This is a genomic window from Solemya velum gill symbiont, assembly GCF_002020255.1.
Lineage (GTDB): Bacteria > Pseudomonadota > Gammaproteobacteria > Chromatiales > Chromatiaceae.
Genome location: NZ_MPQG01000015.1, coordinates 1 through 26,082, shown reverse-complemented (window position 1 = coordinate 26,082; position 26,082 = coordinate 1). Strand labels below are relative to the sequence as shown.

Genomic DNA, 26,082 nt, shown 5'->3' with positions numbered 1-26,082 from the left:
AATTATACCAGTATAAATATTTGATTGCTCGTTATTTTTTTTACTCTTGGTTATTCACGATAAGCACGATCAGCTGTTTCGGTCCATGGATGCCATAGGCAAGTATCTGTTCGATATCGGCAGTTTTCGAGGGGCCGGAGATCAGCAGTGCATTGGTTGGCATCTGTGATGCCCAGTTGCCCTCGCTGATTGCCTCGGCAAAGGTCTCGACGATTGTGTCTGCCTCAACCACGGCAATGTGAATTGGCGGTACCAGCGATGCCAGGCGTGGTTCCTCACGGTCAGGCCAGAGTACAAGTGTGCCTGTCTGGGCTACACCACAGAGGGTGGTTGTGATGCTGGCATCAACCGAGTTGAAGAGTTCTTCTTTCCATTCACTGATGTGTCGGTCGTAACGAAGGCATTCGATTGCGTTCAGGCCGTCATAGATTGCCTGCGGAAACTTTGGTGAACAGAGCAGGCGCTTCACCTCTTTCTGTTTCAGAAGTTGTGCGAGTTTTTCACCAAGTTGATCCTCCTGAATTCGGTGAACCTCACCGTGTACGCTTTCCAGCATCGTTTGAAAGCAGTCGAGTTTCTCATCTTTCGACCACGTCAGCTGCGGCTTGTAGACTGGTGGTGAAGGAAGATCTGCTTCGGAAGAATGCGCTTTCAGTGCCTCAAGAATCCTGTTGCGTGATTCACTCATGATCGACTCCTTTGCGTGCAGCCATGGCGTGCAGGCTTCTTGCCGCTGGCTTTGGTGCTTTTCTGTAACGTGTCCAGGCGCCTAGTTTAGATGGTGCCAATACACGTAATACAGTTGCCGTTCTGGTGAAGAGGCCGTACAGGAGCGGAGAACAATACAGCGCTGACCAGAGCTTCCATGTGAGTACCTCTTTCTGATTGCGCAGGCTGTTGTGCCCTCTGACAGTGGAGTCCGATGCGGCTTCATTTGATTCGGCCCTGATACGGTTGATCAACTGGGGCAGGGGGATCTTTACCGGGCAGACTTCACCGCAGCGTCCGCACAGCGAGCAGGCAGTAGCCAGCTTGCCGGCTTCATGGATGCCGAGGCGTTGCGGCTCAAGCACGCTGCCGATTGGTCCCGGGTAGACAGTGCCATAGGCGTGTCCGCCGACGCGCACGTAGACAGGGCAGTGGTTGATGCAGGCACCGCAGCGAATGCAACGCAGTGTGGCATCGAGTTCATCATCTTCGCGGATAGCCGAGCGGCCGTTGTCGAGAAGCACAAGATGAACCTCTTCGGGGCCATCGAGTTCGTGCTCCTTACGTGGCGAGCTGATCATGTTGAAGTAAGTCGTAATCGGCTGTCCTGTTGCCGAGCGCGTCAGGATTGACAGCAGGGGCGGAACATCCGAGAGTTTCTCAACAACCTTCTCGATGCCTGTCACGGCAATGTGAATTGGTGGGGCGGTTGTCGAGAGGCGTCCGTTGCCCTCGTTTTCGACCAGGCACAGGGTGCCGGTTTCGGCGACGGCAAAATTAACACCGGAGATACCTGCATCGGCGGAAGCGAACTCCTTGCGCAGAATCAGGCGAGCTGAATGGGTCATCTCGTCGACATCATCGGTGTAGGGGATGTCGGGAAACTTTTCGGCGAACAGATCGGCAATCTCCAGCCTGCTTTTGTGAATTGCCGGTGCAACGATGTGTGACGGAGGCTCTTCGGCCAGCTGGATAATATACTCACCGAGGTCGGACTCAATCACCTCGTAGCCAAGCTGCTCGAGGTGATGATTGAGACCTGTCTCCTCGGTCACCATCGACTTGCCCTTGATGATTTTTTTAACACCTCTGCCGTCGAGAATGTCGCTGACGATCTTGTTGGCTTCTTCGCCATCCACGGCCCAGTGAACCTGTATGCCGTTGTCCGTCAGTTGCTGCTCCAGCTGTTCGAGCAGTTGTGGCAGTTTGTGCAGAGAGTTGGCTCGGATTGCCTTGTCGAGATTACGCAGTTGCCAGAGTTCATCGGGATCCGGGAACTGTTCAGCACGCTTGGCCATAACGCCATCGAGCGCGTTACGAAAATTGCGACGGATCTGGGGATCGGCAAGAGCCTCACCAATTCGCTTGCCGAAGCGGCTGTTGACCTCTTCTCCGAGCTTATGATCCATTGCTTCTCTCCAGCAGGAATTCTGCGATGTGCTGGCATTCGGGGCCTTCACCCTGCTTCTCGAAAGCACCGCCGATGTTCATCAGGCAACCGCAATCCTGGCTGATTAAACGCTCTGCACCTGTATCCCGAATTGATGCTGCTTTTTCGGTCACCATGGCACCGGAGATTTCCGGCTGCTTGACCGCAAAGGTACCGCCAAAGCCACAGCACTCACTCTTGTAGGCTTGCTCGACGCAAGTCACCTGTTGAAGGCCTCCGACGAGTTTTTCGATGCGGTCCGCAACCCCCATTTCGCGCAGTGCCGAGCAGGAGCTGTGAATCGCAACCGTGGTTGATTCACCCTTGTCGACAGGCTGATAGTCGAGCCGATCAACGAGGTACTCGGTCAGTTCATAGACGCGCGAGGCGATTTCATAGGCGCGCTCTTCATCCCTGTTACCTTCGAACAACTCCGGCCAGTGGTGCTTCATCATGCCGGCACAGGAGGCAGAGGGTACAACCACGGGATAGCTTTTCGGGAAACAGTCGAGCTGTTTACGTGCCACCTCGCGTGCTTCACTACGGAATCCGGAGTTGAAGGCAGGTTGCCCGCAACAGCTCTGGGCAGGAGGAAAGATGACCTGGATACCGGCATTCTGTAGTAACTCGATACTCGCCATGCCGGCATCCGGGTAGAGCAGGTCGATCAGGCAGGTGCCGAACAGGTAGACATGGGTATCCGTGGTTTGATTGCTCATTGGAAGTAGTCCGTTGTCATGGTTTTGACCTCTGCAGCGATCAGTGGTTTGAAAGCCATTTGTGCGAGCAGGTCGTGTTCAAGGTCGATGCCGGGAGCTATCTCTGTAAGAAGAAGCCCTTCGGCGGTTAGTTCAAAGACAGCACGCTCGGTAATATATGTCACCCGCTGGCCACGCTCAAAAGCTGCTCTGCCGTTGAAAGTGAGGTGTTGCACCTTTTCGACAAATTTGTGTTGCCTGCCTTCCTCTTTTATGTGGATGGTGCCCTTGCCGACATCCAGTTGCAAGCCTCCGGATGTGAAAGTGCCAAGAAAAACAACAGACTTGGCATTCTGGCTAATGTTGATAAAGCCACCTGCACCAGCCATACGTGTGCCAAATTGACTGACGTTGACGTTGCCATGACGGTCTACTTCCGCCATGCCGAGAAAAGCCTGGTCGAGGCCGCCACCATCATAGAAATCAAACTGTGCCGGCTGATCGATAATCGCCTCGGCATTGACAGCTGCACCGAAGCTGAGCCCGCCTGCAGGTTTGCCGCCAATGCCGCCGGGTTCGACTGTCAGGGTGACACTGTCGAGTTGTCCTGACTCTTCGGCTGCGATCGCAACTGCCTCGGGCATGCCGATACCGAGATTGACGACTGTTCCTGCAGCCAGTTCGTCTGCAGCACGGCGACCGATTGCCAGTCGTTCATTGAGTTCGGCGACAGCAGCATGATCTGAACTGACACGGATTTCACCTGTGTAGGCGGGGTTGTATGCCTCGTCGAATGTCTGCTCATGCTGATGCGGTTCTGCGACGACGACATAGTCGACGAGGATACCGGGGATACGCACCAACTGTGGGCCGAGAACATGACGCTCAGTAATACGTTCAACCTGGACAATCACAATGCCGCCGCTATTTCTTGCTGCTTGTGCCATTGCCAGCGATTCGAGATGCAGCGCCTCGTGCTCCATGGTGATGTTGCCTGCGTGGTCTGCAGTTGTACCGCGTAACAGTACGACGTCAATTGGGAAAGCAGGGTAGAAAAGGCAGGTCTCGCCGTTGAGTTCGATACGTTGGACAATCTCTTCCGTGGTGACCGAGTTGAGCTTGCCACCGCCATGTATCGGGTCGACAAAGGTGTCGAGACCGACACGGGTGACTGCGCCCGGACGTTTTGCTGCAATGTCCCGATAGAGATGTGAGATTACGCCTTGTGGCAGGTTGTAGGCTTCTATCTTGTTATCGCTTGCGAGCGCGCCGAGTTTGGGTGCAAGTCCCCAGTGGCCACCGATAACGCGCTTGATCATTCCCTCGTGACCAAGGTGATTGAGGCCACGTTGGTTGCCATCACCCTGACCGGCTGCATATATCAGTGTCAGGTTGCCGGGTGTGCCGGTTTCGATAAATCGTTCTTCCAGTGCGCTGAGAAGCGCTTCCGGTACGCCGATGCCGACAAATCCGCCGGCGGCAATTGTTGCTCCATCCGGAATGGTGGTGACAGCTTTGCTTGCAGCGACAATCCTGGTAGTGCTGTTCATTGCTTGTTTACCTGTTCTCGTCATACATGGATGCGTACAACTTGGCGCTTTCTGAAAGGCGGTTCTTGGTCTGAAAGTCACGGAAGAAGCGATAGGCAAAATCCAGGTGGCAGACTGCAGCAGCACGAGCGGCATCAGGATTCCGGTCGAGAATGGCCTGGACAATATTTTTGTGTTGCTGACAGACTTGTTCAACGAACTCGGGGTCAGCATAGAATGCATCAAGATAGATGCTCACTGTGGTCTCGAGAACATCCTTGAGTCCGCGCATGAAATGCGTCAGTACAATATTGTGTGCTGCCTCGACGATGCTCATATGGAAAGCGTGATCAACATCGAATTTTGTGTTTGAGTCCGCCTTTGCCCTGTGTGCCTCGAGCATGCGATCGAGCGACGCGCTGATGTGCTCGCGGTCCTCGTCTGTTGCTCTCATCGCGGCATGGTAAGCTGCCATACCTTCGAGTTCCTTGCGTACCTCGAGGGTGTCGAACTCGGCATCGGGTCTGTCTTTGAGTACGGCAATCAATGGGCTGCTAAAGTCATGCGTGAGACCTTCAGCGATATATGAGCCGCCACCCTGGCGGGTTTTTATCAGGCCCTTGCTTGCGAGTTTCTGTATCGCTTCGCGCAGTGAGGGGCGCGAGATACCAAGGCGTTCAGCCAGTTGGCGTTCTGCCGGCAGTCTTTCGCCGGGCTTTAGTGTGCCTTCGGCAATCATGCCTTCCAACTGGGCAGCTACCTGGTCCGAGAGTCGTTGTTTCTTCATTTGTCCATCTGGTCTTACCAATTATCCCTTTATTCTAGGCAAGAGAGTCATCAAGAGCAAGTCCTGGTTATATTTATCTGGAAAAATACCGAAGAAAAGGCTTGAATAGGTGAAATGGCGATTAAATATAGTATATTAGAGCAATATTATTTGCGTGAATTATTGAAAGCAAACTTGACAAGATGCGATTTCTGCCCATAATGCTGGTCATACCAATTAACCATTAACGGTTGTTTGGTAAAGATGCTGTTTGACCAAGCGTTAACCGCGTCTATAAAAAACAGTAACCCCGGAGGATAGATTCATGGATCACCTGAAAAAAATTTGTACCACTGGCAGCAAGGCTGCCTGTGCAGCAGTACTTTCGCTGGCAGTCGCATTACCTGCGATGGCGATTGACAAGGTTCGCTGGAAAATGCCGGTTGCATTTAAATCTTCTTTGCCAGGATTGGGCTCACCGTCTGTTTTTGCAGCGGAGCAGCTCGAGCAGGCGAGTGGCGGCGCGATGAAGGTCAAGGTATTTGAACCGAACAAGCTGGTTCCACCTTTCGAGATTCTCAGTGTAGTTAGTGAGGGCAAGGTCAAGGCGGGCTATACCTGGATCGGCTATGATCAGGGCAAGATTCCGTCAATTCCCCTGTTTGCTGCCATTCCGTTCGGTCTGAAGCCATGGGCTTACATGTCATGGTATTACGAGGGTGGCGGTCATGACATGCTGCAGGAAGTCTATGCCAACAAGGGCTACAAGGTGCATGCCGAACTGTGCGGTATCATCGGCCCTGAAACTGCCGGCTGGTACAAAAAGCCGCTTGAGAGCCTCGATGACTATAACGGCCTGAAGATTCGTTTTGCCGGTATCGGCGGCAAGGTGATCCAGAAACTTGGTGCATCAGTTACCATGATGCCCGGGGGAGAACTCTTCCAGGCACTGGAGAAGGGCACAATCGACGCAACCGAATTCTCGCTGCCGCAGATCGATCAGTTGCTCGGATTCAACAAGATCGTCAAGTACAACCTCTTTCCTGGCTGGCACCAGCCGTTCACTGCATCCTACATGCTGATCAACAAGGGTGAATATGATGGTCTTGGCGATGATACCAAGGCGTTGATTCGCAATGTCTGTACTGCGGCAACCGTCAAGGGTCTGACAACTTCTGAATATAACCAGGGCGCCATCATTGCAGGTTTCGGTGAGAAGGGTGTAACAGCGCAGAAACTGCCGCGTGACATTCTTGTGAAACTCAAGAGCCTGACTGAAGAGGTGCTTGCTGAAGAGAGCGCGAAGGACGCAGATTTCAAACGCGTCTACGAGAGTCAGCAGGCATTTCAGAACAATTACAAGCTGTGGGAAGGATTTGCCTACCTGCCGTCTGATCTGTAATTACTCCTGAAGATCGCCGGGGTATAAGCCCCGGCGGTTCTGCCCGGAAAATGCTGTTGTGATACAGGATTTTCCTGGCAGCCTGATCTGATGCTGAATACGAAGCCGGGCAGACCGTAAGCGGCGTGGAGAATAAGATGAAAAACAAGATAGAACCGTCAGTCAGTCATATCCCGGATAACTCCCACCACCTGGATATCAAGACCACTAGGCCATCTTACCGTCTGGATTGCCTGATGGACCATGTGGGCAGGTTTTTTTCATGGTTCTGGTTGATCACCATGGCGGTCATCCTTGTCAGTGTCATCGCCCGATATGTATTTGGACAGGGTTCAATTTTACTCGAAGAGATGACATGGCACTTTTATGGTGTCACCTGGCTGGTAGGGCTCTCCTACGCGCTGGTGCATGATGACCATGTGCGTGTTGATCTGTTTCATGAACGTTTCTCATGCCGTACCCGCTTGTGGGTTGAGCTTTTCGGTATTCTTTTCTTGATGCTCCCATTCATCGGCATCGTTCTGTATGACTCGATCCCTTACTTCATGGACTCTTTTGGCAATGCCGAGCGCTCGCCCGCACCGGACGGACTGCCAGCGCGCTGGTTACCAAAGATGTTTATCGTTATTGCTTTCGTGTTCCTGGCTATTGTCGCACTGTCACGCTTGCTGAAATGTACATCGGGCCTTTTCGGCCTGCCGAAGAGTATTGATAAACCGATGGGGCGATTCTGATGTCACTTGAACAAATCATGGTTGTGATGATGTTCGCAACCTTCATCCTCCTGCTCTTTTCCGGTTTTCCCGTTGCCTGGGTTCTGGGTGGGACAGCAGTCCTGTTTGCCGTTGTCGGTCATGTCATGGTTGAAAATTTTGGCGCCGACCTCTGGTTCAGTTGGGGTAGCAGCATGCAGCTCGTTCCCGAGCGATTGTGGGATCTTGTCGGCAAGGAGACACTTGTTGCCCTGCCGATGTTTATCTTTATGGGCATTATGCTCGATCGTTCAGGTGTCGCCGAAGAGTTGATGAAGAATATCGTCAAGCTGTTTGGTGGAATACGCGGCGGTTACGCTGTGACCGTGGTCTTCATCGGTGTGCTGCTGGCGGCAAGTACCGGCATCATTGGGGCATCCGTGGTATTGCTCGGTATGCTGTCGCTGCCTGTGATGATGCAGAGCAATTACAACAAGAGCCTTGCAGTCGGCACGGCATGCTCGGTCGGAACTCTCGGGATATTGATTCCACCCTCGATCATGCTGGTGTTGATGGCGGACCGACTGGCGAATCCGAATGCCTCGGTTGGCGACCTTTTCATGGGGGCACTTTTCCCAGGCTTTCTGCTTGTATTCCTCTACGTCGGATACATCATGGTCTATGCATGGGTTAAGCCGAATGCAGCCCCTGTGCCGGATAATGTCGAGAAGATCACGCTGAAAATCGTTTTCAATGCGGTCAAGGCGATTATTCCCACGGCCTTTCTGATACTTGCAGTTCTCGGCTCGATCTTTTTCGGGATAGCAACGCCGACCGAGGCCTCTGGTGTCGGTGCTGCAGGCGCCCTGTTGCTGGCGGTGATCAATCAGCGTCTCAACATGGAGGTGCTGCGTGAATCACTCTTCCAGACGACCAAGACGAGTGCCTTCATCTTTGCGATCTTTGTCGGTGCTACGGCCTTCTCCGTGGTATTGCGTGGCCTGGGTGGTGATACTGTTATTGAGGAAGCCCTGCTGGGATTGAATATGCCTCCGATGGGTGTTCTTGCAGTTGTACTGTTCGCTGTTTTTCTTCTCGGCTTTTTCCTCGACTGGGTTGAGATCACGCTGATTATTCTGCCGCTGGTTGCTCCGATTATGGAGAGCCTTGGGTTTGACCTGGTCTGGTTCGCGATCCTCTTTGCGGTGTGCCTGCAGACATCCTTCCTGACACCACCTGTCGGTTTTGCCCTTTTCTATATTAAGGGGGTTTGCCCACCTGAGATCAAGGTAACTGATATTTACAAGGGCGTGGCACCTTTCATCCTGCTGCAACTCGTGGCATTACTGATTATCCTGATGTGGCCGCCGATTGTTACCTGGCTGCCATCCGTCGCTTACTGATGAGACGGGCATCCTGATGGAGTCACTTATCGCGCTAATTCTCGAATCGGGAAAAACTGCAGTCGACCTGGCACTCTATTCACTGCTGCCGATCATGGTGGTGATGTTGGCGATGATGAAACTGCTTGATGCCTACGGTGTGCTCCACATGATTACCCGTATCCTGACTCCACTGGTTCGGCCCTTTGGTATTACCGGCCTGGGTATGTTTGCGGGCATCAAGGTTCTGTTCGTCAGTTTTGCCGCTCCCATGGCTTCACTGACGATGATGGACCAGCGCGGTGTTTCCAGGCGTCACCTGGCGACAGCAATGACACTTGTCTTCGTGATGTCGCAGGCCAACGCCTCCTTTCCGATGATCCCTTTCGGGCTCGATATCGGGGTAACACTGCTTACCTCCCTGGTAGGCGGTCTCGCAGGTGCGTCTGCGACCTATTACCTGTTCGCGAACCGTGAAGAGTGGTGACATGAATTATCGAATGCCGATAGGCTTGAGCAGCAGGACGAGAGTGGCAAGCGGAATCTTGTCGATCTCCTCTCCAAGGGTGGCAACGAGGGTCTGACCATCGTGTTGCAGATGCTTCCAATGCTGCTGTTGGCGATATTTACCGTCAACCTGCTGGAGCAACTCGGTGTTATTGCACTGATTAGTGCTTCACTGGCGCCGCTATTATCACTGATTAACCTGTCTGAAGCTGCCGCATTGCCATTAGTGACAAAATACATTGCAGGTGGTACAGCTTACATGGGTGTGACGCTTGACCTGGTTCAGCAAGGACAGCTGACAGTCGCTGAACTCAATCGACTTGCGGGTTTGGCAACAAATCCGCTTGACCTGCTGGGTGTGGCACTTTTTTCAGCGGTAACCCCGGGACTAAAGGATGTCATGAAGGCGGCGATTTTCGGTGCACTGGTTGGTATTATTGTCAGAAGTGTTTTGCACCTGCTTATCTATTAGGCGTCAGTTGATTGTTTTGAAATTGATGGATCGAGGCAATCTCAGCTAGCAGCTGTCTCCATTTACTTTTCGCCTCGAACTTTGATCATGGACCAGGCAAGCCATGCCCAGGCAACAAGCAAAGCTGTACCGCCAATCGGTGTAATGGCCCCAAGCCATGTAGGTGCGCCAAGAGCCATTAGATAGAGTGTGCCGCAGAAAATCAGGATGCCAGCCTGGAACAGGTAGCTGATACGCACCAGGCTACGGTTATCCAGTTGCATGGCAATCGCTGCGCACAACAGTATCGCGAGAGCATGCACCATGTGATAGTCGGTTCCGGTTTTGAACCAGGCGAGTTGCTTTACCGATGCAATCGTTTTAAGCCCATGGGCGCCGAATGCACCGAGTGCCACGGCAAGGAAACCGTTGATGGCGCCAAGAGAGATCAGTTGCCTTGCATGTCTGTTCATTGCTGCTCCAGTGCTTCGAGTGATTCGAGGGCGATTTTGCTCATTCCCATATCGCTGTCACTTCCCAGCTTTTTCAGTGCTTCGACGACTGTCGCAGTTCCCTTGGTAAACCCGAGGTAGTGGGCAGCATCAGAACGCGCTTGCCGATTGTCTGAAGCGGCCAGTTCAAGTAACAGGGGTACCGATGCTTCCAGCGTATCAGTATGAGCAAGTTCTTCAATGATGGCGCCAATGCCAATACGTACCGAGAAGGGAACCTCTTCTTCTGGCAGGCGTGCGATGACGGTTCTGAGCAGTTCCGAGTTGTTGCGCAGTTTCTCAATAGCCTGTTCGAGTCGATTGGTTTCGAGTAGGTGGGAAATCACTTCGCTGGTATCGGAGGTGGAGGATCTATCGACCCACTCCCTGATTTCCTCCGGTGTATGGGCGCCGCTCAGTTCGACTTCACCGATACGCATCCATGGGACGGAGCGGGTGCCAACCTTGTCGGCAACTTCCGGGTGAGGGGCAATATTGACGATTTCGAGGCGTCCGATTACACCCTCCTTGAGCAGATTTGAGAGGCTTTGCATTACAGCGGGGCAATGTGGACAGCCGGGCGCGATAAGTAACAAAACATCAGGAGGATTTACTTGGTTGTTGGTCATTGGTCATTGGTCTTGATTAGACGGAATGATCTCAGGGTAAGACATTTACTAGCCAGCAATCAACAACCAGGATTCAGGGAGAGCGCCGATGCATCGGTACTATTAACCACTGAGCCAGCACCCATGCCGTCGCATAAACGATCAGCCCTGCCCAGATAACATCTGAGAGGTAGTGGCCGCCTTGTGCCATACGGCTCAAGCCGACAAGGGAGCCATAGGCCATGACGCCCCAGAAGATGTACTTGTTACGCCGCCCCGGTGCTGCCATGAACCAGAATGCGAACATGGAGAATGCTGCGGAAGCGTGACCGGAGGGGAAGCTTTTTGCCTTGCCGCTGGTTTCACCATTGAACATGAGCGGCGGCACATAGTGATTTTCACCGGCTAGCTCGAGTGTTTGCACAGGTCTTGGGCGTCCCCAGTTATCCTTCAGGATCAGGTTGGCGATGAGTCCCGGGCCGATGAGAAGGACCAGCAACAGGTATGTTGCATAGTTTCTGTACCTGGATCGTTTTTTGAACCAGAACCAGCAGATTGCTGCAATGCTGCCGACAAGAGACACTCTCATCAGGATAGGAATGCTCTCGTAAAAGAAGATCGCAAACGGATTGTTTTCCCCGATCCATTCACCATCTTCAACGAAGAGTGATGCGACCAGGATATCGAGATCAGTCAGCCAGAAGAGCGGGGTGAACCAGATCGCTATTGCCAGCCACCAGATGACATCCTTATTCATGTTTTCAGCATTTTTCATCTGCACTGATATCCTTTGAAGCCCCGGGCAAGGGCAACGCTTGCCTCTATGCTGTAATTGTCGTAGATCTCGACCCTTATTGGGGGCTGTGGTTCAAACGAGTCGAAGCTGCTCGCCAGGCAGTCATCCTCACGGACTTTAAGCAGCAGGTAAGTCTGGTTCTCATCCTGTTTGAGTTCTCTCACCAAGTCAAAATGGCTGCGAATTCTGTTTTTCGGATTCCAGCTGGCGCTTCTGCTGATCGGCTGTTTCGCCTCATAGAGGTAATGTGATAACAGGGTGCGTGACGGTGATACCAGGATCATGTCTGGTGACAGCCGTTCATCTACCTGGGCTGCAAACTCTCGCCAGCCGCGCAGCCTTTTAAAGGGATCGTTGGCAGAAGTGTTTTCAATGCCTGTGGCAGTTTTGATCGTGTCCAGGTGAGTACTTACGACCATGAGGACAAGGTTGAGGAGAACAGCACTATAGAGTAGCTTTTTCAGCCCTTTGTCATACAGCCACCATGCTACCAGCAGGCTTCCGGCAGCATAGGTTGGTGATGCCCAGTTCTCGTTGCTCTTTCCGAACAGTGCGATCCCGCTGATGAGTAACAGGAACGGCAGGCCCATATACAGCAGCCTTATTTTATTCGTCTCTTGCAACCAGTTATTACGTGTCAACAGCGTGAGCAAAACTCCGAACGAAATGATGCCAAATATGATGAACTGACTGAGTAGAAATCCACCAAGGCTGTCCCAGTGAAAAAAGCTTTCACTAAGAACACCAGAAATCTCCGAGGTGTGCGTAATGGTGGGAAAGTCATTACTGAAATTCCAGACGAGGTTGGGCAGGAAGACCAGGAATGCAATTAAAACTGCCAACCATGGCTTGATGCTCAACAGGTGATGCCTGTCTGTTTTCACGATTCCCATCAACAAAAGCCCGGAGATAAAGAAAATCGCAAAATTGTATTTGCTCAGCATTCCTATTCCGCCAGCGATGCCAAGCAGAATCCACAACGACCAGTTGTTGCCATCGAGCGCTTTGATAAAAAAGAAGAGACTCCAACTCCAAAGCAGCAGTAGTGGTATATCGGTCGAAGCGGTAAGCGACGAGACGCTGACGGCGGGCATGGTGATGAAGAGAACGGCTGCCCAGAGGCCAACACGGCTGTTCGCAACTGTTTTTCCGGTCAGGTAGATTCCCAGTGCAGTGAATGGGTAAAGAATGATACCGATACTACGGATACAGACTTCAGCATCACCACAAACGCTGGTTGCTGCACGAATCAGCAGGGCGATAACCGGCGGCTTTGAGTAATAGCCCCACTCGAGCTCTTTTGACCATAACCAGTAATAGGCTTCGTCGGTATAAAGTGCGTAATCGTAACCGAGAAGGGCGAAAAAGCGGTATGCCGTTATGCCGGCGATAAATAGCAGAAGCCACGCGAAGCTGTTTCTTTCGCTTGTCATCGTTTTTTAGGGATCAGTAAGGCGAAAACAGCGCTAATGATAGCAAGATTGAGCAGAAACAGGTGAGCCTGAACTGCCGCTTGTAGTCCTGATTTGAAGTCTATACTGAAGAGAGTGAAAGCAGCTGACATGCCGGCCTCGTAGGTGCCAAGCCCGCCGGGTGCGTGGATTGGCAGAATGGACGTGAGCTCACCTGCTATGACGGCTGTCAGCGCCGCAGTAGCCGGGACCGTGACAAAAGCTGTGACCAGCAGGGTGAGAAGGCAGATTTTGACCGTCCAGTTGGTCATGCTCAGAAGCCATGCGATGAAGAAAGTGCGTTTTGACCCCGTCAATTCGTTGACGGCTTTTTTCATCATTGTGGCAAGTCGCTTGTCGCTGGGATTTGCCAGGATGTGCTGCCTGAAATGCCCGAGTAGCCAGAAAGCGAGGGGCATCGAAGCGAGCCAGGCAGTAAGCAGCAGAAAAAATAACGCGGTATTCAGGAACGGGTAGAAAACCGGCAGGGCTGTTCCGGCAAGTGCGTGCAGATCCATCAGTCTGAGCCACAGCAAGCCGTGCGTGGAACCGGCATAGCCATGCCCGAAATAACGTTTCATGAGAAGAGGAAAACTGAACTCCCCGGTACGTGCCGGTAACCAGTGATTGAGCGCATTATGGATCAGGGTCAGGCGAATGCTGGTGGGAAAATGGTCGAGTGCAAAGAAATTATGGTTACGCCATGCGCGCAGGAGGTAACTGATCAGCAGGCCAGCTGTTGCGAGCATCAGTGTGCTTGCCGGAAGTTCTCTCCACTGAGAGATAATTACCTTCAAATCAAACAGATAATGGACCAGTGCCAGGTAGATGATAGCAATGATGACTGCGACGAGTAGACGTGAGCGGGCGACAGGCATCATTTCTAATATGCTTCCTGATGGGTTATTATATGCGCCACTTTGTCTCGCTTGTGACTGTTTGAGCTATGTCTGATCAAGATACCAGTGCTGATTCTCTCAGCATTGTGATTCCATTGTATAACGAAATAGAGTCGATCGATGCCTTGCTCGAACGAGTGACTGCAGCCATGCGTGGCTCATTCTACCCTTGGGAGCTGATTCTTGTCGACGACGGCAGTTCTGATGGTACCCCCCAGCGTGTTTCAGAGCTGATTGATCAGTACGGGAAGCATGTGCACCTGCTGGAGTTGCATCGAAACTATGGCCAGACAGCGGCGATGCAGGCGGGAATAGACTATAGTTCGGGCAAATATATAGTCACTATGGATGGTGATTTGCAGAATGATCCGGATGACATACTGCGCATGCTCGAAGAGTTAAAAGAGAGAGATCTTGACCTCCTCCAGGGTTGGCGAAAGGATCGCAAGGATGGATTGCTCTTGCGCAAGATTCCGTCAATGATTGCCAACCGGCTGATAGCCAATATCACGGGTGTGAGCCTGCATGACTACGGTTGCAGCTTGAAAGTCTACCGCTCCTCTTTGATCAAGCGTGTACGCCTCTACGGTGAGATGCACCGTTTCATTCCAGTGTGGGCAGCTGTATTCACGCGGCCAAGCAAAATCGGTGAGACGGTCGTCAAGCATCATGCACGAGAGCAGGGTACATCCAAGTACGGGATTTCACGCACTTTTCGCGTCATTCTTGACCTGATTTTTGTCTATTTTTTCCTGCGTTTCCGTTCACGCCCCGGCCACTTCTTTGGCATGGTGGGTTTGGCGTCAGGAACCGTCTCCGCTCTGATACTCAGCTACCTGGCTGTCGACAAGTTTGTCTTTGGTGCCGATATCGGTACGCGCCCCCTGTTGCTTGTCGGGATTGTCTTGCTGATCGCCTCGTTGCAGTTCATAACCACGGGAGTGCTGGCAGAACTGATGACACGCACCTATTACGAGTCAACTGAAAACAGTCCTTACCAGTTGACTGGTAATCTTGAGAGTAAGCAGGTTGCGTGGAAAACGGATGGTAACAGGGACCAGGCATGATGCCAGCCAGCCGTGGTAAAGCACTGCTTCTGGCACTGCTTGTACTGATTGTATACACGCTCCTGTTTCAAGACCTGCGGGGGTTGTGGGAAAGTTCGGAAGGGCGCTATGTCAACGTGGCGATAGAGATGCTGCGTTTCGACGACTGGCTGCATCCGATGACGCACCATGAGCACCCCCACTGGACAAAACCTCCTCTGACCTACTGGGCAATTGCAGCATCCATCGATACCCTGGGTCGCAGTGAGTTCGTGATGCGCCTGCCCGGTATGTTTGGATTCATTCTGACAACCCTGTTTGTGTGGCAGCTTGGACGGCTGTTTCATCCGCAACGCCCCTGGTTGCCTGCATTGATCTATGCAAGCTTCATGTTTCCCGCGTCCGCAAGCAACTTTATTACCACGGACAGCCTGCTGGCAGCAGCAGTGACTGCATCTTTTACCGGTTTTTGCTATGCAATTTGGGGCAAGACGGGCAGTTTTGGTGCCCGCTATGGCGCTTTGTTTGGATGGTTTGCAGCCGGGCTAGGTTACCTTATCAAGGGGCCTGCTGTGGCCTTGCCGCTGTTTGCCTTGCTGCTGTTTTACATTTTCCAACACCGTGCCTTTGTCGGTGTGCGTCTCTACTGGATACCAGGATTGATACTGTCAGCCCTTGTTGCCTCCAGCTGGTTCCTGATGCTGGCAGGGGAGAATCCTTCGCTCTTTTTTGATTTCATCTATAACGAGGTTCTGGTACGCGCTACGAGTGACAAGCATCAGCGCAATGCCGAGTGGTACGGCGGCTTGAGAACCTATCTGCCGGTTCTCCTGATCGGCACTTTGCCATGGTGGGTTTATGTGTGGCGAGGCTTCAAAAAGCCTCTTATGGCCTGGTATCGCTCATTTCGGGGCGGTGCTGACAGGATTGATGAAAAGCAGAAATTCCTGCTGCTCTGGTTTCTGTTTCCTATGACGGTCTTTATGCTGGTCAAGTCGCGACTGCCATTCTATATCCTGCCGCTGTTTGTCCCGCTTGCGCTTCTGGCAGCGAGCGAGGCTGAAGCCCTGTTCTCAAAAAGACGCTGGTATCTTGTGCCCATGGCGGGTGTGGCCTTTGTCCTGGTTTTCAGGTTGGTGCTGGGTGTTGCTGACCACTTCAAGGATGTCTCGATTGACAGCCGTATGCTCGCCCGGCAGTTAGAACAAATCTGGCCCGCTAAGCTGGACGAGGTCGTGTTTGTCAGCCACGAGGCCCAGCAGGGGCTTTCTTTCTACATGGATGCCGAGGTCGAACAACTGGCCATGAATGAAGCGGATGTGGATGAGGCCCAACAGCAGACGGTTGCCGATGAATTGCTCAACGAGGGCGATAATGAAGATCGCCTCTGGATTGTACGCCGCAAGAACGCAGAGGCCTTTGAGGCCGTTGTAAAAGAGACGGGATATGAGGCCGGAAGTCTCGGTGAAGCCAGGGGACGCAAGCCATATCGTGTCTACCGGGTCGATATGGCACCAGGTGCCAGGTAGGGCTGATGCCCCGGGCCTGTTATATTTTTGTCATGCCAATTGCGTTATAATTTGCCGCTGTTCAAGTGGGCCGGATCGAGTTCGGCTCCGCTTTCCCGGTTTCAATTGTTCGGATCTCAATAATGAAAGTTTCAATCTACGGTAGCGGCTACGTTGGTCTTGTCACCGGCGCTTGCCTGGCTGATGTCGGTCATCACGTGCTTTGTGTCGATGTCGACGAGTCAAAAATTGCGTTGCTCAAATCTGGTGGCATACCGATTTACGAGCCGGGCCTCGATACAATCGTCAAGCGTTGTATTGCTGAAGGAACGCTCGAGTTCACAACCTCGGCTGAAGAGGGCACTGCATTTGCCGATGTACAGTTCATTGCTGTTGGTACGCCGCCTGATGAGGATGGCTCTGCCGATCTGCAGTACGTCCTTGCAGTGGCAAACTCGATTGCCACTCACATGGACAGCCCCAAGATCATTATTGACAAGTCAACAGTACCTGTCGGCACAGCAGACAAGGTGAGTGCCGAGGTACGCCGTGTTCTTGACGAACGCGGCCTCGATATCCATTACGATGTCTGCTCGAATCCCGAGTTTCTCAAAGAGGGTTCGGCGATTCCTGATTTCATGAAGCCGGATCGTATCGTGATCGGTTCGGAAGACCCGCATACCATCGAGGTGATGCGTGAGCTTTACGAGCCCTTCAACCGCAACCATGAGCGCCTCGTGATCATGGACGTGCGCTCTGCAGAATTGACCAAGTATGCGGCTAACGCCATGCTGGCAACCAAGATCAGCTTTATGAACGAAATATCGAACCTTGCAGAACGTCTTGGTGCCGATGTCGAGAATGTCCGTCGTGGCATCGGTTCTGACCCACGTATCGGATTCCACTTTATCTATCCCGGTTGTGGTTACGGCGGATCCTGTTTCCCCAAGGATGTAAAGGCACTTGCAAGTACAGCAAAAGATATTGGCTACCATGCAGAGTTGCTGAATGCAGTTGAGGGTGTCAACGAACGTCAGAAAGCTGTCCTGTTACAAAGAATTAAACAGCACTTTGGTGATGACCTGGCAGGAAAGCGTTTTGCGATTTGGGGCCTCTCATTCAAGCCGGAAACTGACGACATGCGTGAAGCCAGCAGCCGTGTGACCATTGCAGGCCTGCTTGAAGCCGGCGCCACTGTTTGTGCATATGACCCGGTTGCCAGCGAGGAGTCACAGCGAATATTTGGTGATGATGACCGGATTGAGTATGCGGCTGACAAGCATGCCGCTACCGAGGGCGCAGATGCACTGATTATTCACACCGAGTGGAAGGCTTTTCGTGTTCCCGAGCTTGATGTGCTTGAGGAGAATCTCAACAACAAGGTGGTTTTTGACGGCCGTAATATCTATGCACCTGAAGAGCTCAAGAGTCATGGCTGGATCTATTACGCGATTGGCCGCGGTGACTCTGTAAAAGGTAACTCATGATGCATGTATTAATTACTGGCGGAGCTGGCTTTATCGGTTATTTCCTGGCACAGCGACTGCTTGCAGATGGTGTACAGGTCACATCTGTTGACAACCTGACACCTTATTATGATGTCGAACTGAAACAGGCGCGCCTGGACCAGCTTGAGGGGAAACCCGGTTTTACATTTCAACTACTTGACCTAGCTGACAGGGAAGCGACGGCGGATTTCTTTGCCGGCAGCAGTTTTGATGTTGTTGTCAACCTGGCGGCACAGCCGGGTGTGCGCTACTCGATTGAGAATCCTGCGTCCTATATCGATTCCAACCTTGTCGGATTTGCTAACGTACTGGAAGGGTGTCGCCATTCAAAAGTAGGACACCTGGTCTACGCATCGAGCAGTTCTGTCTATGGCATGAATACCAAGGTGCCATTTTCTACCACGGATGATGTCGATTATCCGGTTTCGCTCTACGCGGCATCGAAAAAGGCTAACGAACTGATCGCGCATAGCTACTCACACCTTTATGGACTCCCTGTTACCGGCCTGCGCTTTTTCACAGTCTACGGTCCCATGGGTCGGCCTGACATGGCTTACTTCAGCTTCACCAAGGCGATTCTCGAAGGCAAGCCCATCCAGGTATTCAACCGTGGAGAGATGCAACGTGATTTCACCTACATCGATGATATCGTTGAAGGGATTGTGCGCTTGCTAGACAAGCCGCCAGAAGAGAAAAAAGCACCTGGTTCAAACGCTACTGCCCGTTACGCGCTCTACAATATCGGCAATAACCAACCCGAAACACTTGGCGACTTTATTTCTGCGATCGAGAAGGCGTGCGGAAAGGAAGCGGTAAAAGAGATGCTGCCGATGCAGCCGGGTGATGTTCCTGTGACTTATGCAGATGTTGATGACCTGATTGCGGCCGTCGACTTCAAGCCACAGACCTCCCTGCAGGATGGAATTAATCGATTTGTTGAGTGGTATAGAGATTATTACGGACAATAATCTGGTAGCCGGTATACTGTAACCGGCAGTAGGCCTGACAGGTATATCCGTAGTGACTATGAAACAATATTTCTACATGTAATCTCTAAGAGAGTATGAATGGAAAAGCCGGTTTATTATTTTGATGTTGAAATAAAAAAAAGAGAATTACTTTCCAGGTTGTTACTAGCAGCTATGTTGGCGGAGCGTGGTTGCCATACATTTGTTGGACCTAGAGCAAGAAGAAAAGAGCAGTTTAAACGCTTGTCATTAACATCAGGGGTAATAGTTAAAAAAAGCATTCCTGCACATATACTTGATCAAGTAACTGATCTGGCTGACGCAGGTTTCGGTTGCATTGCAATGGACGAAGAGGGATTGCTGGTAGATAACTTGGAGCGATTTTCTGAAGTGAGGCATTCACCCCAAACGGTTAACCTAGCTAAAAAAATATTTTTGTGGGGTGAAAAACAAAGAGCATTCATGAGACAAAAGTACCTCCTGGATGAAAGCAAGTTTCTAACGACAGGGAATGCAAGAGTGTTGTTATGGATGAACAGGTATTACGGTTATTTTGATGAAAGTGCGGAAAGAATATCCAATAAATACGGGGATTTCATTCTCATAGTTAGCAATTTCGCCTCTTATACCAACCGGGAGATGTATGAGAGAAGGAATTACGAAAAAGGACTTTTCGATAAAAAAGAGAATAAATTCGCGTACGACGAGAAAATAAAAAAACTGGAATTTATTTATAACTCTTTTGTTTCTATCGTCAAGAAATTAGCAGCTGATGGAAATAGAATCGTATTCAGGCCACATCCTGCAGATAATATCAAGTATGTTGAACGTGAATTTAAAGGGTGTGAAAATGTATTTGTGTGCGCTACTGGAGAAGTTGCACCTTGGATTTTGGCTAGTAGTGCACTAATCCATAACTGCTGCACGACTGCTATAGAAGCAGCATATATGAATAAAAAGGTGGTGTCCTACTGCCCGGATGGCGTCGCCAGGTATGCCCTGGATTCGGTAAATAATGTTGGTCATATTGCCAACACTGTTGATGAAGTTATTAACTTTCTTGGCGATGAGTACGGAGTGGCAGATGGGGATATGACTATTAATGGTTTTCTTCGACAGGATCTTTCTCTGGATGAGATTTGTTCTGAATTCATGTCGGTACAATTCATGAGTGACTTTGATGTTAATTCAAACATTGTTTCAGAAAAATTTTATAACTTGACCGGCAGTATTCGATATTCATTTCGGGCCTTCAGGGAATCTCTTATCATCGACAAGCAAGAGAGAATAGTAAAAAAGACCATGAGAGATAAACACCCTTTCACCAGGCCTGATGAAATAAACAGGTTTCTTGAGTGTTTAATGGATAGCGGGGTTGTCAGCAAGAAAATAACGGCATTACCTGTAAAGTATAATCTGTTTTATATTCATAGCGACTAGTTTGGCTGATTATGGGCTCTTCTATTCACGTGCTGAGTATTTTCCTGCAGATTCGCGACCTTTCATAATTTGGGTCGCATTTATTTCAAACATGTTGCGCAGGCCAATCTGCTGATTTCCGGATATTTTTCTTGATTATTAAGTAAACTGTACGAGATATACATTAAAGAAAAAGAGCGCCTGTAGCTTTCTTCTGTGGATAGCTGTTATATATCCTAAGAGGGAGTCGCAGTTATGCACTCCTTTCGCAATCCAGAATGAACATAATGAGTCTTTTATGTCTAGTGAAGTATTTATTAGTGAACAAAGCCCATTCATTATTGGTGAAATTGCACAGAACCATGATGGGTCGCTCGGTATGTGTCACGCTTACATAGACGCGTTGGCAGATGAGGGTGTGCATGCAATAAAGTTTCAGACGCATATTGCCTCTGAGGAATCGACTCTTGACGAGCCATTTCGCATTAAGTTTTCACATCAAGATGACACCAGGTATGAGTACTGGCGTCGCATGGAATTCACAGAGTCCCAGTGGCAGGGATTAAAACAGCATGCCGATGAAAGGGGGATTGAGTTCATGAGTACCCCGTTCTCAACTAAGGCTGTCGAGATGCTGGTCAAGTTGGGAGTGCAGTGCTGGAAGGTTGGTTCCGGAGATACTTTTTCACACGAGCTTCTCGATTCTATGATTGCGACTGACCTGCCCATAATTGTGAGCACAGGGATGAGTTCCTGGAGAGAAATTGATGATGTTGTGAATAAACTGGAAAGTTCTGGAACAGTATTTTCGTTGTTACAATGCACCAGCAGGTACCCAACGCCACTGGCAGATGTCGGGTTAAACATCCTTGACGAAATGAAACGTCGATATGACTGTCGCATCGGGCTGTCTGATCATACGGGAACTTTGACACCTGCGATGATTGCGATTGCCAGGGGCTATACTCTTATTGAAGTTCACACGACATTTGATCGCAGAATGTTCGGGCCCGACATTACTGCATCGGTCACGGTGGATGAACTTGGTAAGCTGGTACAATTTGCCGAGAGTGTTGTTGAGCTTGATGCCAATCCTGTCGATAAAGATGAGATGGCCGAGAATTTGAAGGATCAGAAAGAACTCTTCGGAAAGAGTGTGGGCCTGAGAGTTGACCTGCTTGCCGGACATGTCATAGAAGAAGTGGATCTTATTCCAAAGAAGCCCGGAAGCGGTATTCCCTGGAATGAACAGGATAAAGTGAATGGTCGAAGGCTTATCCGAGATGTTGATCAAAATCGCCTCCTGACTTGGGAGGACATGGAATAACAATGAGAAAAATATGCGTAGTTGTACACAGTCGTGCCAATTATGGACGGATCAAGACATTGATGCGGGCTGTGGATAAGCACCCTGACCTTGAACTTCAGTTACTGGTTGGATCGTCAGCCCTGTTGCACCGTTTCGGTTCAGTCATAGACATTATCAGGAAGGACGGTTTCTCTGAAACAGCCGTTGTATATTCAATACTAGAAGGGGAAACTCCTACAACGATGGCCAAATCTACAGGGCTAGCCATTACGGAATTAGCCACACTGTTTGAAAACCTGAAACCTGACATCGTGGTGACCGTGGCAGACAGGTTTGAAACATTGGCCACGGCAGTTGCCGCCAGTTACATGAATATACCCGTTGCGCATACGCAAGGTGGTGAAGTGACCGGTTCTATCGATGAATCTGTCCGGCATGCAATAACGAAGTTATCACACATTCATTTTCCCGCAACCATGCGTGCAAAGGAGTTTTTACTTAGAATGGGCGAGATACCTGATACGGTGCATTTGACCGGCTGTCCGGCAATTGATGTCGTTGTCGGTCTCGATATGACCCTTGCACCTGACTTCTTTGAGAAATATAAAGGTGTAGGTGATGATCTGTCGGTAGAGAAGGATTATATCGTTGTACTCCAGCACCCTGTGACAACAGAATATGGAAGTGGGCTCGCTCAAATAAATCAGACACTGAAGGCTGTTAAACAATTTTCTGATAAAGGAATGCAAGTTGTTTGGCTATGGCCAAATGTTGATGCGGGTTCAGACGATATTGCAAAAGGTATACGGGTTTTCAGGGAACGTCATGATGCATCAAACATGCACTTTTTTATCAACTTTGAGCCGGAGGATTATGTCCGACTCATCGCGAATTCAAAATGCCTGGTCGGTAACTCGTCCTCCGGTTTACGTGAAGGCGCATTTCTTGGTACGCCATGTGTCAATATAGGTAGCAGGCAGGCTGGGCGTGAAAGGGCATCAAATGTTTTGGATGTTGATTATGATGCAGAGAAAATAAGCTCGGCTATCGAGCGGCAACTGTCACATGGAACCTATCCTTCATCTACTCTGGTTGGTGATGGTACAGCCGGTCAGAAAATTGCGGACATTCTAGCCACCTGTACAATCAAGCTACAGAAGGAATTGTCATACATTAACGAGGCAGATGAGTAGGCCTGTATAAAGCCTGGATTATGACAAGCAAAAGAACAATATGTATTATACCAGTACGCGGTGGAAGCAAAGGTATACCAAGAAAGAATCTGAGTGAAATCAAGAATGGCATCTCGCTTCTGGAATGGACAATTAGGCAGGCATTGAGAGTCTATCCACAACAAGATGTATATGTGTCTACAGAAGATGGCGAGATGACAGATGTTGCACGGTCATGTGGTGCACAAGTAATAGCTCGACCGAAAGAGCTCGCAACTGATGAAAGTACATCTGTGAGTGTTGTCGAACATCTGTTGGAATCAGTCGATCCTAATGCTGACATGTTTGCCCTGATTACATTATTACAAGTGACATCACCATTACGCACTGATGATGATGTTCTTCTCGCAAAAAATAAGATTGAGTCTGGTCAATATGACTCGGTTGTCAGTGCATTCGAAGATAAAATATCTCATCCAGCAAAAATGTATTTCTTGGATTCAGACAGAGCTATACCTGTGGCGCCAAAATACGAGTCAATGCGGCGTCAGGACTTGCCAAAGGTTGTACAAAGAAATGGCGCAATATTTTCTGTAACCAGGTCATTTTTCGAACACGAAGGGAGATTATGGGGTGGAAGAACAGCAATTGTTGAAATGCCTCGTGAGCGATCTATAGATATTGATGCTCCAATAGATCTTGAAACTGCACGCTCTTATTTAGGCCTGGATTAACAAGATTAGATTAATAAATAAGGTCGAGACGAGACAGTTCCTAATATCGCCAAGGATGCTTTGATATAGTCCAGTCTCCGTGCACTGCCTGGTCGTTATCAGCTTGACAAAAACAGGCTGTTCGGCGATTCTGACAGCATCATTGAATGCATTTGCTGAAAGCTAAACACTATCCGTTTCCTCCCTGTGTTATGATACTTTTAGATGAGTAACTCAAAAGAAATACTGTTTCATATCGGAATGCCTAGAACAGGCACAACGACCTTGCAAAGGAATCTATTTCAAAATACAGACTATTTTGTAGGCATGCCTGTTCATCAAGATGGGAAGCCCGATCGGTTTTGGCGGCAAGCGGGTCTGGCGATATGTAAACCAACATCACCTCCGGGTATTCAATGCGTTAAAAATAAAATAAAAACTTTGGAGGAAAATGCAGAAGCAGAAAACAAAAGGATAGTGATTTCAGATGAGATGTTTACCAGTCTAGGAAGTCCGCTCTATTTCCAGGAGATTTATGCAAATAGAATAAAGGCAGTTGCCGGTAACTCTGCGGTTTTTTTGGTGATCAGGAATCAACAGGAGATAATCAAATCAAGATACAGGCAACATAAGGTATGGAGGCAATGGGCTACAATTGGCTTGCCGATTGGTTATCAGTACACCGATAAGAAGCCTTCGCTTTTTAAACTTATACCAAAAAAAGTCATACGATTTGACCGATGGTTGAAATACGGAATAGCTACGCAGGATCATAATTGGTTTTCAAACCTGAATTACTATCAGTTGTACAAGAGTTATTGTGACATTCTGGGGTCTGACAAAGTATTCGTACTATTTTTTGAGGATATGGTGAAAAATCCTGAGTATTTTAGTAGGCAATTGGGGGATATTCTGTCTGTTGATCACAATGTTGTACTAAAGGCTCTAAAAGATAAAAAAAATACCTCCAAGGGGAATTACTTAAAACGTATTCGAAAGTCCCCTGTTAATAATGGTCTCGGCATTCCGAATTTCATAAGACTTAATTATCACCAGTTCATCGGTAAAGGTGGGTTAGACCCTTCAGTAGATGGTGAGCTTAGAGAGTTGATACAAAGTACGTGGGGCTCTGACAATAAAAAATTGTCGAGAGAGTTGGGTGTGGACCTGGAAGCTAAGGGCTATTTGTTGTAGATGTAGTCTGCACTACTTACTCATAAGAATTACGTAGGTCGTCAAGTCATATGGGGGCACTTAAGCTGACAGTGCACTGTATATATACGGATTCTACTATCTGTTCTCAATTTTCTTTACCATTTCTGGATAGGGTCCATATCGCTTACCCTCTTTTTTTGCTTTTATTGATAAGCGATAGTTGATGATTGTTGAATATATCCATACAAGTAGTTTTTCCCTGAAGCTTAGGTTGTTATGCCATTTATTTCTATTTTGGAACACTTTTTGAGTATTTTTTGATGAAGTACGTGTTACTGTTTTCTCTCCAAATATTGTTGGGTATTCATGCACAGGAGAATACTTAATACCCAAATAGTCACAAACACCATGCATTGTCGCTGAAGTTTCTGAGGTGAGTTTCTCATAGACAACGAAATGAAATGACTTGTCGTCAATTAGTTGCATCTGGTCATAGAGATTTCGTATAGGTGATTTTGTTTGTTTGAACAGCTGTTTTGCACTTAAGCGAATGCCTCCACGTCTTCTGCTTAGTATGACGCTACGAGCAACCATAAGAGGGTCCCGGACAATCATGACAACTTTTCCGTTAAAAAACATCTGCTTCCAGAATGCAATTATCATGTTGGTATCTTCTCCTACCTTTTTAACACACCATTGCAATGGATTAGACGGTTTGTTTTCTGCAAATCTATATACTGCGTAAATATCTTTTTGAATAAGTTCACGTAATGAAGATATTTCTTCATTACGTAACGACTTTGCATAGGATGCATAGGACTTATTATCAAAATTTGGCACTTCAGTTTTTGAAAGTCGTGAGAGATCAAAATATAACTCTGATGCCTTTGGCTGAGATTGCCAGATGGTACGACGAAAGCGTTTTAATTTGAGCTCTGCAGGATAAACGAATAGTTCATTATTACCATCATGCAGATTATGTAAAAGTGTCGTGCCAGCTTTTCTCGGCCCATAAATCAAGACCGCATTTTCCAGCCATTCTGGCGCTTGATCTTCTTCATTCATCTTTATAGCCTTGTGCAATAACAATACTCTTTAACATGATTACAGTGTCCATTCCTTTAACGTTTGAGTTGTTGGTATCGTTTATCTTTGGATATTTATTTACGACACTGTTTCTCTGAAAGATCCATGGGGGAACTGGTTACAATCGTAACGTGGCAGTGCCTGTCTCCGATTTATTAAGTCATTCCGGTCAATATCTCTTGGTTCTACATTAAACGAGAAGTGGCATCCATGTTCTTCCAGTAGCTTTTCAGTTTCATTTGTAAAGCTGTGGAATCCTCCATAAGGGTAACAAAAAGTTCTTGTGGAAAGCCCTTCTGTAATGGACTCAAGAGTTTCAAACGACGTGAATTTAATTTCCAAGTGCAACTCAACAGAGTTGGTTAGAGGGCAAGCTGCGGTAGCATAGG

26 protein-coding genes are annotated in these 26,082 nt (G+C 49.3%); 14 read left to right on the top strand and 12 right to left on the bottom strand.

Annotated elements, in window-relative coordinates:
- Positions 1 to 40: 40 nt before the first annotated feature.
- The 5 genes from BOW06_RS10135 to BOW06_RS10115 are packed head-to-tail and all read right to left on the bottom strand — an operon-like array spanning position 41 to position 5,151.
- Entirely contained in the window at positions 41 to 688 is a 648-nt protein-coding gene (locus BOW06_RS10135) for a LutC/YkgG family protein (protein ID WP_043117625.1), read from the bottom strand.
- Complete coding sequence (locus BOW06_RS10130) at positions 681 to 2,117, bottom strand: LutB/LldF family L-lactate oxidation iron-sulfur protein (protein ID WP_043117624.1); 1,437 nt, start codon at positions 2,115 to 2,117, stop codon at positions 681 to 683. The genes BOW06_RS10135 and BOW06_RS10130 overlap by 8 nt, the downstream gene beginning before the upstream one ends.
- Positions 2,107 to 2,856 carry a (Fe-S)-binding protein gene (locus BOW06_RS10125; protein ID WP_043117623.1) on the bottom strand — a complete coding sequence of 250 codons (750 nt, stop codon included), beginning with the start codon at positions 2,854 to 2,856 and terminating at the stop codon, positions 2,107 to 2,109. Before BOW06_RS10125 ends, BOW06_RS10130 begins: the two co-directional genes overlap by 11 nt.
- Positions 2,853 to 4,385, bottom strand: coding sequence for an acyl CoA:acetate/3-ketoacid CoA transferase (locus BOW06_RS10120; protein WP_078453394.1), 1,533 nt, complete (start codon positions 4,383 to 4,385; stop codon positions 2,853 to 2,855). The genes BOW06_RS10125 and BOW06_RS10120 overlap by 4 nt, the downstream gene beginning before the upstream one ends.
- A gap of 7 nt (positions 4,386 to 4,392) precedes the next feature.
- Entirely contained in the window at positions 4,393 to 5,151 is a 759-nt protein-coding gene (locus tag BOW06_RS10115; protein ID WP_078454722.1) for a FadR/GntR family transcriptional regulator, read from the bottom strand.
- 304 nt (positions 5,152 to 5,455) lie between these two features.
- Here BOW06_RS10115 and BOW06_RS10110 point away from each other — a divergent pair, with 304 nt between their 5' ends.
- The 5 genes from BOW06_RS10110 to BOW06_RS13285 all read left to right on the top strand — a co-directional run bounded on the left by BOW06_RS10110 (position 5,456) and on the right by BOW06_RS13285 (position 9,585).
- A complete protein-coding gene (locus BOW06_RS10110; RefSeq protein ID WP_179115167.1) occupies positions 5,456 to 6,532 on the top strand; it encodes a TRAP transporter substrate-binding protein in 1,077 nt (358 codons plus the stop codon).
- 137 nt (positions 6,533 to 6,669) lie between these two features.
- On the top strand, positions 6,670 to 7,266 hold the full coding sequence (locus BOW06_RS10105) for a TRAP transporter small permease subunit (RefSeq protein WP_043117620.1): 597 nt from the start codon (positions 6,670 to 6,672) through the stop codon (positions 7,264 to 7,266).
- Entirely contained in the window at positions 7,266 to 8,627 is a 1,362-nt protein-coding gene (locus tag BOW06_RS10100) for a TRAP transporter large permease (protein WP_043117618.1), read from the top strand. The genes BOW06_RS10105 and BOW06_RS10100 overlap by 1 nt, the downstream gene beginning before the upstream one ends.
- Positions 8,628 to 8,643: 16 nt before the next feature.
- The gene (locus BOW06_RS13290; protein ID WP_230208723.1) at positions 8,644 to 9,093 is read left to right on the top strand and encodes a nucleoside recognition domain-containing protein; all 450 of its coding nucleotides are present in this window, start codon (positions 8,644 to 8,646) and stop codon (positions 9,091 to 9,093) included.
- Between the two features lie 102 nt (positions 9,094 to 9,195).
- The gene (locus tag BOW06_RS13285) at positions 9,196 to 9,585 is read left to right on the top strand and encodes a hypothetical protein (RefSeq protein ID WP_230208722.1); all 390 of its coding nucleotides are present in this window, start codon (positions 9,196 to 9,198) and stop codon (positions 9,583 to 9,585) included.
- 62 nt (positions 9,586 to 9,647) lie between these two features.
- Here BOW06_RS13285 and BOW06_RS10090 read toward each other — a convergent pair whose 3' ends face one another.
- The 5 genes from BOW06_RS10090 to BOW06_RS10070 all read right to left on the bottom strand — a co-directional run bounded on the left by BOW06_RS10090 (position 9,648) and on the right by BOW06_RS10070 (position 13,791).
- Positions 9,648 to 10,037 (bottom strand): DUF423 domain-containing protein, encoded by a 390-nt coding sequence (locus BOW06_RS10090; protein WP_043117616.1) that lies wholly within the window; start codon positions 10,035 to 10,037, stop codon positions 9,648 to 9,650.
- Positions 10,034 to 10,684, bottom strand: a complete 651-nt coding sequence (locus BOW06_RS10085; RefSeq protein ID WP_043117615.1) for a thioredoxin family protein — start codon at positions 10,682 to 10,684, stop codon at positions 10,034 to 10,036. Before BOW06_RS10085 ends, BOW06_RS10090 begins: the two co-directional genes overlap by 4 nt.
- 73 nt (positions 10,685 to 10,757) lie before the next feature.
- On the bottom strand, positions 10,758 to 11,438 hold the full coding sequence (locus BOW06_RS10080) for a phosphatase PAP2 family protein (protein WP_052132252.1): 681 nt from the start codon (positions 11,436 to 11,438) through the stop codon (positions 10,758 to 10,760).
- On the bottom strand, positions 11,435 to 12,892 hold the full coding sequence (locus BOW06_RS10075) for an ArnT family glycosyltransferase (protein ID WP_043117613.1): 1,458 nt from the start codon (positions 12,890 to 12,892) through the stop codon (positions 11,435 to 11,437). The genes BOW06_RS10080 and BOW06_RS10075 overlap by 4 nt, the downstream gene beginning before the upstream one ends.
- Positions 12,889 to 13,791: a lysylphosphatidylglycerol synthase transmembrane domain-containing protein gene (locus BOW06_RS10070; RefSeq protein WP_052132251.1), complete on the bottom strand. Its 903-nt coding sequence runs from the start codon at positions 13,789 to 13,791 to the stop codon at positions 12,889 to 12,891. Before BOW06_RS10070 ends, BOW06_RS10075 begins: the two co-directional genes overlap by 4 nt.
- 65 nt (positions 13,792 to 13,856) lie before the next feature.
- Between BOW06_RS10070 and BOW06_RS10065 the strand changes: the two genes are divergently transcribed.
- The 9 genes from BOW06_RS10065 to BOW06_RS10025 all read left to right on the top strand — a co-directional run bounded on the left by BOW06_RS10065 (position 13,857) and on the right by BOW06_RS10025 (position 24,646).
- Positions 13,857 to 14,876 carry a glycosyltransferase family 2 protein gene (locus tag BOW06_RS10065; RefSeq protein WP_078453393.1) on the top strand — a complete coding sequence of 340 codons (1,020 nt, stop codon included), beginning with the start codon at positions 13,857 to 13,859 and terminating at the stop codon, positions 14,874 to 14,876.
- On the top strand, positions 14,873 to 16,384 hold the full coding sequence (locus tag BOW06_RS10060) for an ArnT family glycosyltransferase (protein WP_043117612.1): 1,512 nt from the start codon (positions 14,873 to 14,875) through the stop codon (positions 16,382 to 16,384). Before BOW06_RS10065 ends, BOW06_RS10060 begins: the two co-directional genes overlap by 4 nt.
- A 122-nt stretch (positions 16,385 to 16,506) precedes the next feature.
- Positions 16,507 to 17,850: a UDP-glucose dehydrogenase family protein gene (locus BOW06_RS10055; RefSeq protein WP_078453392.1), complete on the top strand. Its 1,344-nt coding sequence runs from the start codon at positions 16,507 to 16,509 to the stop codon at positions 17,848 to 17,850.
- Entirely contained in the window at positions 17,850 to 18,839 is a 990-nt protein-coding gene (locus BOW06_RS10050; RefSeq protein ID WP_078453391.1) for an NAD-dependent epimerase, read from the top strand. Before BOW06_RS10055 ends, BOW06_RS10050 begins: the two co-directional genes overlap by 1 nt.
- A 99-nt stretch (positions 18,840 to 18,938) precedes the next feature.
- Positions 18,939 to 20,279: a surface carbohydrate biosynthesis protein gene (locus tag BOW06_RS10045; RefSeq protein WP_078454721.1), complete on the top strand. Its 1,341-nt coding sequence runs from the start codon at positions 18,939 to 18,941 to the stop codon at positions 20,277 to 20,279.
- A 277-nt stretch (positions 20,280 to 20,556) separates the two neighbouring features.
- Positions 20,557 to 21,585 carry an N-acetylneuraminate synthase family protein gene (locus tag BOW06_RS10040; RefSeq protein WP_078453389.1) on the top strand — a complete coding sequence of 343 codons (1,029 nt, stop codon included), beginning with the start codon at positions 20,557 to 20,559 and terminating at the stop codon, positions 21,583 to 21,585.
- Positions 21,586 to 21,587: 2 nt separating this feature from the next.
- Complete coding sequence (neuC, locus tag BOW06_RS10035; protein ID WP_078453388.1) at positions 21,588 to 22,760, top strand: UDP-N-acetylglucosamine 2-epimerase; 1,173 nt, start codon at positions 21,588 to 21,590, stop codon at positions 22,758 to 22,760.
- Positions 22,761 to 22,780: 20 nt separating this feature from the next.
- On the top strand, positions 22,781 to 23,473 hold the full coding sequence (locus BOW06_RS10030; RefSeq protein ID WP_078453387.1) for an acylneuraminate cytidylyltransferase family protein: 693 nt from the start codon (positions 22,781 to 22,783) through the stop codon (positions 23,471 to 23,473).
- A gap of 204 nt (positions 23,474 to 23,677) precedes the next feature.
- On the top strand, positions 23,678 to 24,646 hold the full coding sequence (locus BOW06_RS10025) for a sulfotransferase domain-containing protein (RefSeq protein WP_078455150.1): 969 nt from the start codon (positions 23,678 to 23,680) through the stop codon (positions 24,644 to 24,646).
- 96 nt (positions 24,647 to 24,742) lie between these two features.
- On the opposite strand, the gene BOW06_RS10020 is transcribed toward BOW06_RS10025, so the two are convergent.
- The gene (locus BOW06_RS10020) at positions 24,743 to 25,672 is read right to left on the bottom strand and encodes a sulfotransferase (RefSeq protein ID WP_143556085.1); all 930 of its coding nucleotides are present in this window, start codon (positions 25,670 to 25,672) and stop codon (positions 24,743 to 24,745) included.
- Between the two features lie 99 nt (positions 25,673 to 25,771).
- Positions 25,772 to 26,082 (bottom strand): polysaccharide deacetylase family protein (locus BOW06_RS13145; protein WP_502608669.1); only part of this gene is annotated, 311 nt, incomplete at its 5' end.

Bases quoted from the DNA above. Each gene is read 5' to 3' on its own strand.
- BOW06_RS10135 (WP_043117625.1), bottom strand. From the start codon at position 688: ATGAGTGAATCACGCAACAGGATTCTTGAGGCACTGAAAGCGCATTCT.
- BOW06_RS10130 (WP_043117624.1), bottom strand. From the start codon at position 2,117: ATGGATCATAAGCTCGGAGAAGAGGTCAACAGCCGCTTCGGCAAGCGA.
- BOW06_RS10125 (WP_043117623.1), bottom strand. From the start codon at position 2,856: ATGAGCAATCAAACCACGGATACCCATGTCTACCTGTTCGGCACCTGC.
- BOW06_RS10120 (WP_078453394.1), bottom strand. From the start codon at position 4,385: ATGAACAGCACTACCAGGATTGTCGCTGCAAGCAAAGCTGTCACCACC.
- BOW06_RS10115 (WP_078454722.1), bottom strand. From the start codon at position 5,151: ATGAAGAAACAACGACTCTCGGACCAGGTAGCTGCCCAGTTGGAAGGC.
- BOW06_RS10110 (WP_179115167.1), top strand. From the start codon at position 5,456: ATGGATCACCTGAAAAAAATTTGTACCACTGGCAGCAAGGCTGCCTGT.
- BOW06_RS10105 (WP_043117620.1), top strand. From the start codon at position 6,670: ATGAAAAACAAGATAGAACCGTCAGTCAGTCATATCCCGGATAACTCC.
- BOW06_RS10100 (WP_043117618.1), top strand. From the start codon at position 7,266: ATGTCACTTGAACAAATCATGGTTGTGATGATGTTCGCAACCTTCATC.
- BOW06_RS13290 (WP_230208723.1), top strand. From the start codon at position 8,644: ATGGAGTCACTTATCGCGCTAATTCTCGAATCGGGAAAAACTGCAGTC.
- BOW06_RS10090 (WP_043117616.1), bottom strand. From the start codon at position 10,037: ATGAACAGACATGCAAGGCAACTGATCTCTCTTGGCGCCATCAACGGT.
- BOW06_RS10085 (WP_043117615.1), bottom strand. From the start codon at position 10,684: ATGACCAACAACCAAGTAAATCCTCCTGATGTTTTGTTACTTATCGCG.
- BOW06_RS10080 (WP_052132252.1), bottom strand. From the start codon at position 11,438: ATGAAAAATGCTGAAAACATGAATAAGGATGTCATCTGGTGGCTGGCA.
- BOW06_RS10075 (WP_043117613.1), bottom strand. From the start codon at position 12,892: ATGACAAGCGAAAGAAACAGCTTCGCGTGGCTTCTGCTATTTATCGCC.
- BOW06_RS10070 (WP_052132251.1), bottom strand. From the start codon at position 13,791: ATGATGCCTGTCGCCCGCTCACGTCTACTCGTCGCAGTCATCATTGCT.
- BOW06_RS10065 (WP_078453393.1), top strand. From the start codon at position 13,857: ATGTCTGATCAAGATACCAGTGCTGATTCTCTCAGCATTGTGATTCCA.
- BOW06_RS10060 (WP_043117612.1), top strand. From the start codon at position 14,873: ATGATGCCAGCCAGCCGTGGTAAAGCACTGCTTCTGGCACTGCTTGTA.
- BOW06_RS10055 (WP_078453392.1), top strand. From the start codon at position 16,507: ATGAAAGTTTCAATCTACGGTAGCGGCTACGTTGGTCTTGTCACCGGC.
- BOW06_RS10050 (WP_078453391.1), top strand. From the start codon at position 17,850: ATGCATGTATTAATTACTGGCGGAGCTGGCTTTATCGGTTATTTCCTG.
- BOW06_RS10045 (WP_078454721.1), top strand. From the start codon at position 18,939: ATGGAAAAGCCGGTTTATTATTTTGATGTTGAAATAAAAAAAAGAGAA.
- BOW06_RS10040 (WP_078453389.1), top strand. From the start codon at position 20,557: ATGTCTAGTGAAGTATTTATTAGTGAACAAAGCCCATTCATTATTGGT.
- neuC (WP_078453388.1), top strand. From the start codon at position 21,588: ATGAGAAAAATATGCGTAGTTGTACACAGTCGTGCCAATTATGGACGG.
- BOW06_RS10030 (WP_078453387.1), top strand. From the start codon at position 22,781: ATGACAAGCAAAAGAACAATATGTATTATACCAGTACGCGGTGGAAGC.
- BOW06_RS10025 (WP_078455150.1), top strand. From the start codon at position 23,678: ATGAGTAACTCAAAAGAAATACTGTTTCATATCGGAATGCCTAGAACA.
- BOW06_RS10020 (WP_143556085.1), bottom strand. From the start codon at position 25,672: ATGAATGAAGAAGATCAAGCGCCAGAATGGCTGGAAAATGCGGTCTTG.